The sequence below is a fragment of the Streptomyces sp. S6 genome, assembly GCF_054880855.1.
This window is the reverse complement of record NZ_JBTYMC010000243.1, coordinates 1-10,111: the sequence shown is the minus strand read 5'-3', so window position 1 is coordinate 10,111 and position 10,111 is coordinate 1. Positions and strand designations below refer to the sequence as shown.

Annotated in this window: 11 protein-coding genes and 1 pseudogene; 1 reads left to right on the top strand and 11 read right to left on the bottom strand. The window is 71.5% G+C overall.

Features of this window, described 5'->3' with window-relative positions:
- The 9 genes and pseudogenes from ACVNF4_RS26480 to ACVNF4_RS26440 all read right to left on the bottom strand — a co-directional run.
- Positions 1–987, bottom strand: a pseudogene (locus ACVNF4_RS26480) (hypothetical protein); the annotation flags it as partial.
- A gap of 42 nt (positions 988–1,029) precedes the next feature.
- Complete coding sequence (locus ACVNF4_RS26475) at positions 1,030–1,917, bottom strand: DUF5936 domain-containing protein (RefSeq protein WP_461805382.1); 888 nt, start codon at positions 1,915–1,917, stop codon at positions 1,030–1,032.
- Between the two features lie 18 nt (positions 1,918–1,935).
- Positions 1,936–2,880 (bottom strand): type II secretion system F family protein, encoded by a 945-nt coding sequence (locus ACVNF4_RS26470; protein ID WP_461805381.1) that lies wholly within the window; start codon positions 2,878–2,880, stop codon positions 1,936–1,938.
- Between the two features lie 13 nt (positions 2,881–2,893).
- The gene (locus ACVNF4_RS26465; RefSeq protein ID WP_461805380.1) at positions 2,894–4,231 is read right to left on the bottom strand and encodes a CpaF family protein; all 1,338 of its coding nucleotides are present in this window, start codon (positions 4,229–4,231) and stop codon (positions 2,894–2,896) included.
- Positions 4,228–4,593, bottom strand: coding sequence for a TadE/TadG family type IV pilus assembly protein (locus ACVNF4_RS26460; RefSeq protein ID WP_461805379.1), 366 nt, complete (start codon positions 4,591–4,593; stop codon positions 4,228–4,230). The genes ACVNF4_RS26465 and ACVNF4_RS26460 overlap by 4 nt, the downstream gene beginning before the upstream one ends.
- Positions 4,590–4,973, bottom strand: a complete 384-nt coding sequence (locus tag ACVNF4_RS26455; protein ID WP_461805378.1) for a TadE/TadG family type IV pilus assembly protein — start codon at positions 4,971–4,973, stop codon at positions 4,590–4,592. Before ACVNF4_RS26455 ends, ACVNF4_RS26460 begins: the two co-directional genes overlap by 4 nt.
- A 5-nt stretch (positions 4,974–4,978) precedes the next feature.
- Complete coding sequence (locus ACVNF4_RS26450) at positions 4,979–6,226, bottom strand: AAA family ATPase (RefSeq protein ID WP_461805377.1); 1,248 nt, start codon at positions 6,224–6,226, stop codon at positions 4,979–4,981.
- A gap of 13 nt (positions 6,227–6,239) precedes the next feature.
- Positions 6,240–6,947 (bottom strand): Flp pilus assembly protein CpaB, encoded by a 708-nt coding sequence (cpaB, locus tag ACVNF4_RS26445; protein WP_461805376.1) that lies wholly within the window; start codon positions 6,945–6,947, stop codon positions 6,240–6,242.
- Positions 6,948–7,008: 61 nt separating this feature from the next.
- Positions 7,009–7,887 carry a hypothetical protein gene (locus ACVNF4_RS26440; RefSeq protein ID WP_461805375.1) on the bottom strand — a complete coding sequence of 293 codons (879 nt, stop codon included), beginning with the start codon at positions 7,885–7,887 and terminating at the stop codon, positions 7,009–7,011.
- A 239-nt stretch (positions 7,888–8,126) separates the two neighbouring features.
- On the opposite strand from ACVNF4_RS26440, the gene ACVNF4_RS26435 reads away from it, so the two are divergent.
- Complete coding sequence (locus ACVNF4_RS26435) at positions 8,127–8,558, top strand: contact-dependent growth inhibition system immunity protein (protein WP_461805374.1); 432 nt, start codon at positions 8,127–8,129, stop codon at positions 8,556–8,558.
- A 2-nt stretch (positions 8,559–8,560) separates the two neighbouring features.
- Here ACVNF4_RS26435 and ACVNF4_RS26430 read toward each other — a convergent pair whose 3' ends face one another.
- Positions 8,561–9,280, bottom strand: a complete 720-nt coding sequence (locus ACVNF4_RS26430; RefSeq protein WP_461805373.1) for a hypothetical protein — start codon at positions 9,278–9,280, stop codon at positions 8,561–8,563.
- 44 nt (positions 9,281–9,324) lie between these two features.
- Entirely contained in the window at positions 9,325–9,834 is a 510-nt protein-coding gene (locus ACVNF4_RS26425; protein ID WP_461805372.1) for a SigE family RNA polymerase sigma factor, read from the bottom strand.
- Positions 9,835–10,111: the final 277 nt, after the last annotated feature.

Genomic DNA, 10,111 nt, shown 5'->3' with positions numbered 1-10,111 from the left:
GGCGCGTTCGGCGGCGACGGCCTCGGCCGCGGCGAGCCGCGCACGGGTCTCGGCGAGGGCCTCCGTGGCCTCCCCGAACCGCAGCATCAGCCCCCGCAGGGCGGACCCCAGCGCGCCGGTGATGACACAGAAGCCGGGCAGCAGCAGCCGTTCCGCGACCGAGGCGCCCGAACGGGCGTGCAGCGTCGTGTAGACGAGCAGCAGGATCAGCCCCTGCGCCGAGGCGAAGAACGCCGCGCCCCGCCACCCGTACACGATCCCCGCGAGCAGCGGCGTGCACACGCTGACGTACGCGAGCGTCGTGTCGGGCCCGGCGGAGACCAGCAGCAGCGACCCCAGCAACGTGTCGACGGCCAGCAAACTCGGATGCCGCAACAACAGCGGCCCGAACTTCTCCCAGTCCCGCAGCAACGCGTACGACACCATGAACGTGACGACGACGGCCGTCCCGACGAGCCTCACCCCCACCCCGGGCGCCGCGTGCAGCAGCGCGGCGGGCGCGGCCAGCGCGATCATCGCCAGCCGAAACCCGAACACCTGCCGGGACATGGCCTGGAGGGCGTTTATCTGGAGGGCGAGGGGGGCGGGGCGCTTCGGGGGGTGGGAGGAGAGGCGGAGGAGGGTGGTCGGGGAGGGGAAGCGGCGTGGGTGGTTCCGGGGAGGGGGCGGGACGTCGGGGGCGTGCACGGGTTCCTCGGGCGACCTGGACGCTTCGGGGACCGGGACGCGGAGGCCGTTCGGGAGCTCCCCGCCGGGCTGTGCCGCGCCCTTGGCCGGCGTGCGGGAGGCGTGTGTGGGCGGCTCGGGGGATCGTGGTGCGGCCGAGGCCGGATCGACGGCGTCGGCCGCCCTGTCGGTGTCGTGCGCGTCCGGTCGGCCCGCGACGGAGTCGTCCGCGCTGGATGCGCCTAGGCCGGATCCGCCTCGGCTCGGGCCGCCCGTCTCCTCGGTCGGCCAACTCCCTTTCGTCCTCTGCGTCTCGCTCATCCCGCTCACCCCCTTCCGGCAGAACTCCCCCATCCCCGCCCCCTATTCACCCGTGATCGTGCTGAAGTCGGTGCCGGAGCCCAGGAGTAGGCCGGCGCCGAGGAGGAGCATGGTGGCGGGGACCATGAACGTGGTGATCATGAGGGTGGCGCGGGGGACGGCGCGGGCGGCCTTGCGGCGGGCGTTCTGGGCGTCGGTGCGGCGCATGTCCTTGGCGATGGCGACCAGGGTGTCGACGATGGGTGCGCCGAGCTCCTCGCCCTGCTGCAACGCCGTGACGAACATGGCGACTTGCTCGGAGTCGTTGCGGCGGCGGAGTTCCGCGAAGGCCTCGCGGCGGCTCATGCCGAGGTCCATCTGGCGCAGGGTGATGCGGATCTCGTCCGCCCAGGGGCCCTCGTAGCGGGTCGCGACGCGGTCGAGGGCCTGGCGGAAGCCGAGGCCCGCGCTGACGACGACCGCGAGAACGTCCAGGAAATCAGGGAGGGTTCGCTCGATGACGTCCTTGCGGACGCGGATCGCGGACCAGATGCCGACCTCGGTCCACACCGCGCCGAACGCGAGCATGAACAGGGCGATGAGGGGGTTGCCCCGGAGGAAGAAGACGAGTGCGCCGACGGCACCGAGCGTGCCGTAGACCGCGCGCCGGGCGGCGTACCGGTCGATGGTCAGGCCCCCGGGGTTGCCCGCGAGGTCGATGCGGCGCCGGTACTTGGCGACGAGCCGGGGTCCCATCAGCCGCAGGACGGCGGGCGCGTACCGCATCCCCATCCGGTCGACGAGGGAGTCCACCGCGCCGGTGCGTGTCGCGCCGACCTCCAGCGCGAGGGCGAGATCGGGGGGCAGTTTGACGTCCGCGCGGTACATGCGGATGCCGGTGAAGGCACCCCACACGGAGACCGCCATCAGCAGCGCGAGCAGCAGAGCCATCTCTCCAACTCCCCTTGCTCAGACGTCGATCCGGGACATGCGCCGGATCAGGACGAACCCGACGGCGTACAGTCCGAAGGCCACCAGGACGGAGATCTGCCCAGCCGTCGACCCGGTCATCCGCTCCAGCGCCCCCTCCTTGACCCCGTCCATGAGGAACAACGACCCGACCCCGAGGAGGGGTACGGCGTACGCGGTGAGGTTGACCTGCGACAGCTGGGTACGGATCTCCCGCCGCGTCTCCTTGCGTTCCTCCAGCGTCTCGGTCAAGTTCCGCAGCGCGCCCACCACTTGGCCACCGGCCTTGTTGGACAGCACCAACGTCGTGACGAGGACGACGAGTTCACGCGACGGCAGCCGGTCGGCCAGCTCGCCGAGCGCCTCGTCCATGGACTGTCCGACCGCCAACTGGTTGGCGACCTTGGCGAGTTCCTCCCCGGCGGGCGCCTCCAGCTCCTCGGCGGCCATCCCTATGGCGGTGCGCAGCGCGAGCCCGGCCTGTGTGGCGTTGGCCAGGATGCGGGCCAGTTCGGGGAGTTGGTTGATGAACCGCTCGATCCGTTTCTGGCGCTGCCAGTTGAGGAACTGGAAGGCCCCGCCGACCGCGAGGAGCCCGGCGATGGGCCCGAAGAAGGGTGCGAGGACGGCCTGCGTGATCAGCCACACTCCGGCGACCGCGCCGAGCAGGTAGACGGTGAACTCCCCCGGCGTGACGTCGAGTCCGGTCGTCGTGAGCCTGTGCTCCAGACGGCGTCCCAGGCCGGTGCGGCGGATCCGGCGGTCGAGGTCGCGGAAGCGGCGACGGCGCCCCGAGGACGGCAACTGGCCCGTGTAGGAGAGCCGGTCGACGAGCGCGGCGCGCTGCGCCCGGCCGGTGGCGTACGTGTGCAGGCCCGCGACGGCGAGGGTGAGGCCGAGGACGGTCAGGCCGGTCGTCAGCGCGGTGAGGTTGTCGAGGTCCATGGGGTCGTCCTGCCTAGCGTGCTTCTCGGATCGCGAGTTCGGCCGGGGTCTGGGCCACGCCGAACGCCTGGGGGATGGGCTGGCTCGCCATGTAGAGGCGGTCGGCGGTGCGGCGCGGGAGGGGGAAGTAGCGGAAGCTGCCGTGGATCCGGCCGTCGGAGGACATCGGCAGCGCGTCGAAGCGGGCGACGGTCGCGAGCCGGTACGGTTCGCCGCCGTGGCTGTCGAGGATCGCGATCTCGGTGATCCTGCGGGCGCCGTCGGCGAACCGGGTGAGCTGGACGAGGACGTCGACGGCGCTGTTGATCTGGTCGTGCAGCGCGACGAAGGGGACCTCGACGTCGGACATGGAGGCCAGCGTCTGGAGCCGGGTGAGGGCGTCCTCGGCGCTGTTGGCGTGGACGGTCGCGAGGGAACCGTCATGGCCGGTCGACATCGCCTGGAGCATGTCGAGGGACTCACCGCCGCGGACCTCGCCGACGACGATCCGGTCGGGCCGCATGCGCAGCGAGTTGCGGACCAGGTCGCGGATCGTGATGTGGCCCTTGCCCTCGACGTTCGGGGGCCTCGACTCCAGCCGTACGACGTGCTGTTGCTGGAGCTGGAGTTCGGCGGAGTCCTCGATGGTGATGATCCGCTCACCCTCGGGGATGAGTCCGGAGAGGGCGTTGAGGAGGGTCGTCTTGCCGGTGCCGGTGGCGCCCGAGACGATCACGTTGAACTTGGCCTGCACGAGCCCGGCGAGCAGGAACAGCATGTGTTCGTCGAGGGAGTTGAAGCCGACGAGTTCGTGGAGGGTGAAGGAGCGGGGGAAGCGGCGGATGGTGAGGATCGGGCCGGTGAGGGAGAGCGGCGGGATGATGACGTTGACGCGCTCGCCGGAGGGGAGGCGGGCGTCGACCATCGGATTCGACTCGTCCACCCGGCGGTTGACGGTGGAGACGATGCGTTCGATGGTCTGCATGAGCTGCTCGGCGGAGGCGAACCGCAGCGGCAACTGCTCGACCCTGCCGCCGCGTTCGACGAATATCGCGTCCGGCCCGTTGACCATGATCTCGGTGATCGACGCGTCTTCGAGGAGCGGCTCCAGGATGCCGAGCCCGAGGGCCTCGTCGACAACTCGCCTGATCAGCCTGGCCCGTTCGGAGGTCGAGAGGACCGGGCCTTCGCGGCTGATGATGTGGCCGAGGACGCGTTCGAGCCGGGCCCGGCGTTCGGCCGCCGCCAGCGCCGTCATCTCGGCGAGGTCGATCTCCTCCAGGAGCTTCGCCCGGTACGTCGCGACGAGGTGGCCGTCCTCACCCCGACTGCCGTTCTCCTCGGGGGTGTTGACGCGTGCCCTGAGGCTCATGGGGACTCCGTTCGGTCATCGAGGGGCATGGTCGCGGTCCGCTGCGCGGGGCCGAAGCCGCCCCAGCCGAAGAAGACGGAGGGGATGTCGACCTTGGAGGTGACGCGGACGTCGTCGCCCAGGTTCGCGGAGACGCAACTGGTGCCGCCCGCGAGCCAGTCGCTGACCGCGTCGTGGCACGCCTGCTGGGCGTCGTGCCCCCGTGACGCGCTCCTGGCCCCCGCCCGCGCGGCCGTCCCCGCCTGCTGTCCCGCGTACGCGATGATCCCCAACTGCACCACCGCCAGCCCGACGACGAGCAGGATCGGCAGGAACCCCAGGTACTCGATGGCGACTTGGCCCCGGTCTCTGCGGCGCGTCACTTGCCGTCCTCTTCCTCGACGGCCCCCGCATGCCCCTTGACCGAGAACGGCAGCGAGAGAACTCCCGGGAAGAGCACGGGGACTTGGAGCTTGACGGTCGCGGTGACGAACCCCGTACCTCCGCAGTCCACCTCCGCTCCCCCTTGCCACGCCCCCGGCAGATACTTGGTCCCCGCCTGCTCACAGGCCCCCGGCCGCGCCCCCGGATCCGCCACCGCCCCCGCCCGGACGGCCGCGTCGGCCGCGTTCCCCGCGAGCGTGAACGTGTAACCCACCAGCACGCACTGCCAGATGGCGATCAGCGTGACGAGGATGACGGGGAGCATGCCGGTGAACTCGATGGCGACCTGCCCCCGGTCGCCGCTGAGTCTGCGTCTCATCGCGCTCACTCCTTCCGCCGCCGCAGCCCCGCCGACCCCCGGTCCCCGCCCCGCGCCCGGCGCCGCTCGCCGCCCTCGGAGGGCGCCTTGACGAGCCCGAGTTCACCGGCGAGCGCCCAGAGCGCCTGCCGTACCGACCCCTTGGGGTCGAGGGCGTGCAGACGGCCGGAGTCGACGGCCGCCTGGAGCTCCTTGAAGTGGGCCGGAACCGCCGTGGCCGCCAAGGCCGTTCCGGTGATCTTCTGGATCAGGGCGGGCTGGATCTCGCTCGTACGGGACTGCCGGTTGACGACGACGGTCGTCTCCTCGGCCTTGCGGATCTGGAGCCGGTCCCACATGCGGACGGTCCGTTTGGCGCCCCGGACGGCGACGACGTCCGGCGTGGTGACGAGGAGGGCGGTGTCGGCGGTCTCGACGGCCGCCGCGCTCGCGCCGCTGAGCTGGGCGCCGCAGTCGACGACGACGACCTCGTAGCGGGCGCGCAGGGCGCCGACGATGTGCCGGGCGGCCCGGTCGGTGACCTCCTCGCCGCGTTCGCCGTCGCCGGGGGCGAGGAGGAGGTCGACGCCGGTGTCGTGGCGGAAGACGGCCTCGGCGAGGATGCGCGGGGAGATGTCGGTGATCGCGGCGAGGTCGACGACGGAACGCCGGAACTGGACGTCGAGGTAGGAGGCGATGTCGCCGGTCTGGAGGTCGAGGTCGCACAGGGCGGTCGAGCGGCCCGACGCCTGTGCCGCGAGGGCGAGTTGGACGGCGGTGAGGGTGGTGCCGACACCGCCTTTCGCGCCGCTGACGGTGACGACGGTGCCACCGGGTCCGGTGAACACGTCGGTGCCGCCGCCGAGATGGCGCCGGACGCCGGTGGACCACTGGGCGACGGCCTGGACGCGGGTCGCGAGGTCGTCGTAGGCGAGGGGGAAGGTGATCAGGCCGCGGGCGCCGGCGTCCATCGCGGCGGAGAAGAGGCCGGGGGACGCGTCGGTGGTGACGAGGATGACACCCACCGCCGGGAAACGCAGGGCGACTTCCCGGACCAGCTCCAACGCCGGTACGGGGCCGATGCGTTCGTGGACGACGACGACCTCGGGGAGTTCGTCCACCGACTCGGCGGCCAGCCGGGCGAGGGTGTCGACGAGCCCGGTGGAGTCGGTGACCGGCGGGACCGGCTCGGCGTTCGGGAGCTGGCTCAGCAGGGAGACGAGTGAGCGGACCGCGTCCGCGTCGCCGACGGCCGGGAGGATCCTCGTGGGCATGGGCGGCGGCCTCTCACTTGTCCGTGGTGAGCTGGTAGGTGCGGTCCTTCTGCGGGACGGCTGTGTCGGTGCCGGGCGCGACCAGGGCGAGGCGGACCCGCTTCGCGAACGACTCTGCGTACGTGATGCGTTGGGCGTCCAGCGTGGAGAGGGCGAAGGTGATCGGGACGGCCTGGGTGGGGCCGGTGGCGCGGTTGTCGCGGTCCGGTTCGAGGGCCTCGATCTTGCCGACGTCCAGGACCCGGGCGTTCGTCACGATGATCTTCGAGACGTCCGGGTCGGCGTCGCGGGCGCCCTCGAAGGTGGCGTACACGTTCACGGAGGCGCCCGCGGTGATCTTCCCGGCGACGCCGGTGGCCGCGTCGATCATGATGGCGACCTCCTGTTCGCCGGGGCGCAGGGCGGGCTGGTCGACGATCATGTCGCTCTGGAGGAGGGAGCCGGCGCGCAGGGTGGTGACGGCGATCTTGCCGCGGATCGCGGAGAGGTCGGTGACGGCGTTGTCGGAGAGCCACCGCTTCGGCATCGAGATCTTCTCGAACTGTCCGGCGGACAGGGCGGTGTACGGCGCCACGTCGTTCTTGACCTGGTAGGCGGTGACCTCGGGGCCGACCTTGGACTTCACGTCGTCGACGACGGACAGCACGCCGGCGAAGGCGCCGAGGGCGCACAGGACCGACAGGAGGAGAAGGATCACGCCGCGGCGCTGACGGGAGTTCATGAGCCGTGCAACCTCGTTGGGGGGGTCGGGTCGAGCGGACGGGGTGGGTGGTGCGCTGCGGCTAGCCGGCCGGGAGTGCGTGGCGGGGGCCGCCCGGGTTGAGCGCGCGGGCCGGTTCGGGGACGGGGGGCGGGGTGGCGGAGCAGAAGACGCAGCGGTCGCCGATGACGTCGATGCCGCACCAGTGGCACACGGACTGCCGTACGGAGGTGACCAGTTGGTACAGGACCGACAGGTCGGGCAGGTACGCGCAGAACTCGACGACCTTGTTCGTCCCCCACCACCGCGTCGACTCGGCGGACAGGGTCGTCTCACGCAGGCCCTGCGTGCGCCAGGCCGGGGCGAGGGTCTCGGTCACCCACTCCGAGGGGAGCTGGCCCTTGGCGAGCAGCAGCCAGGTGCCGAACTCCGGCCCTGGGACGGTGACTCCGGGTCCCGCCTTCACCAACTGCTGCTGCGGGTGGGCGAGTACGGCGAACTGGCTGCCGGGGACCCACGAGCGGGCGTGCGAGGTGAGGGTGACCGGGACGTGGTCGAGGCGGGCCACAGAGCCGAGCAGGGCGCCCGCGTGGATGTAGTGCGTGAGCAGTCTCCCCGCCGACGCCAGTACCCCGGGGCCCAGGTCACAGGAGGCGAGCTGCCTCAACTGGCGGGCCAGCACGGCGAGTCCCAGCGGAGGGAGGTCGGGCTGGAACAGCGCGATCCGGTCGCTCTCCAGCAACGACCGGATCATGTGGAGCCGTTGGACGACACCGGCGGGGGCGGCCTTGGCGCACACGACAACCAGATGCCCGTAACTGTCGACAACCCCCTGCACAGCAGCCACCGCCTCGTCGAGGGGCTGCCGTTCGATGCCGTCCAGCACGACGGCGGGCACCGTCCGCTCGTCCTGCGCCGGCAGCGCAAGCCCTGCGCCGGTCACCGCAATGGCAGTTGGCACGCGCGCTCCCCGATTTCCCGCGTCCGGCACACCGGCCTTTCCCCGGTGCACCGGAATGACTTCACTGCGTGACTACCTCAGCACTGTATCCACGCCTCACCACCGGGAGAACAGCTTTCGTGAGCCGGTAACCAACTCTTCTCCGGGCCACCATCGGGTAATTCGCAGCAAATCCGGGCAACTTGACGCCACACGCACTCCACACCGCGCACACCCTCAAGGCCGCCTACTGTGACGGCATGCTTTCGGACTTCGTCAACAAACGCCGATCGATCGAGGAACTCGAAGGACACCGCTGGCCCGACGCTCCCGACGGCAGCACGAACCTCGTACGGAGTGTCCACGCGCTGCGGAAGGTCCCCGTACAGGACCTCACCGAGGACAACGTACGGCGGCTCATCGGCCAGCGCGAGGGTCTCCCCTGGCTCCTCCCCCTGGCTCTCGATCTCCTCCGCGCGAGCGCCACGGAGGATCCCGGCGACGGCTATTACGCCGGCGACCTGCTGTCCGCCATCCTGCGCACGAACCCGGAGACATGGCGGGCCGAGCCGGAGTGGGCGCGGCATCTGGACGAGACGCTGCGCTCGCTGGACGACTTGTCCCGGGCGGAGATCCGTCTCGTGGCCGCCTTCCGGGAGGCCGCGTCGGCGCGGTTGTTCCCGTCCGGCTGACCTCACTCAGGGGTGTCGGCCATGTCGCGAAGCTCCTGCGCCGTCACCAGGTTCGTCAACTGGTCGAGGGAGAGCGGGGGGTAGGCGCGGGTGACCGGCTCGCCCTTCTCCGCCGGGGCGTTCCACTCCGTGACGTTCACGTGGCCGCCGTCCGGGGTGATCAGGTCGGCGGACCAGACTCTGATCTCCTGGAGGGAGTTCGGCTCCTGGAAGCCCTGGAAGACGGCGACTCGGGACCCGTCGGCGAGGCGTCGCGTGGAGCAGTGGTCGTATGCGCGCAGGGCCGGGTCCGGGCAGGTGATGTCGGCCGCGTCGCCGTTGGTCAGGGTGACTCTGATCCCGGCGGCGCCGTTCCCGTCGTCGAACACACCCGTCACGCTCGCGCCGGCGCCCTGGCTCGCCGTCCGGGTGAACGTGCCGTGCGGGAGGAGTTTCCGCAGGGTGCCGGTGAGGTCCTGCTGCTCGACGGCGAGGCCGGGCGGCAACGTCGTGGCAACGCCGGGGTCTGGTGGAGCGGCGTCGGGCGACCCCACCAGCGCACCCCCGAACCCCAGCACCGCCACCCCGGCAACGCTCCCCCCGATCACCGCGAACCGCTGCCGCAGCCGGCGGGTACGGCCGCGTCGGACACCGCCGGCGACGAGGTCGGCGGCGTCGGGGGTGAAGGAGTCGCCGGTGCGGCGGAGGACGTCGGCGAGGTCGCGCTCGAAGGCATCGGACATGGTGAACCACCTCTCTGCTCAGGGAAGTTGGGGGCGCCGCGGGGTCAGGGCCGCGCGTACTCGCCGAGGCTCTCGCCGAGCAGTTCGCGGAGTCTGCGCAGGGCGCGGGTGCTGCGGGTGCGGACGGCGGCGGACGTCGTGTGCATGGCGTGGGCCGTCTCCTCGACGGAGCGGTCCTCCCAGTAGCGCAGGACGACGACCGCGCGGTCCTTCGGGGTGAGGTCGGCCAGCGCCTCCAGCAGGGTCAGCCGCAGCGGGTCGTCCGACCGCTGGACGGCCGGGAGGTCGGGGAGGACGGCCGTGACCCGCTCACCGCTGCTGCGGCGGCGCTGGTGCGCGAGGAACACCCGGGTGAGGACCGTCTGCGCGTACGCGGCCGGGTTGTCGGCCCGCGACACCCGCCCCCACCGTACGTAGATCCGCCCCAGCGCCTCCTGCACCAGGTCCTCGGCCAGGTGCGTGTCCCCCGCCGCCATCAGACACGCGGACCGGTACAGCTGCCCGGCCCGCCCCGCGGCGAACTCCGCGTACCCGTCCGCCCTGGACTGTCCCATCCGCTCCCCCTGTGGTGTGCCGCCCTCTCTCCCTGTCGATGCGGTGGGGTACGGAGAATGTTTCACCGCCCCGGAACTTCATCGCCCCGGACTCAGAGAGTCCGGCAGTAGGCGTGTTGGGTGATCGGCTGGGTGCCCCGGACGCAGAGCAGGCACGAGCCGGGGCGATCATGGAGTTCTCTACGCTCAGTGATCACCGGAGGGCTCGTGCCTGTCCTGCCATCATGCCTGCTCGAACCCCTGTGGGACCAGTTCGCGGCCCTGCTGCCCGAGCACG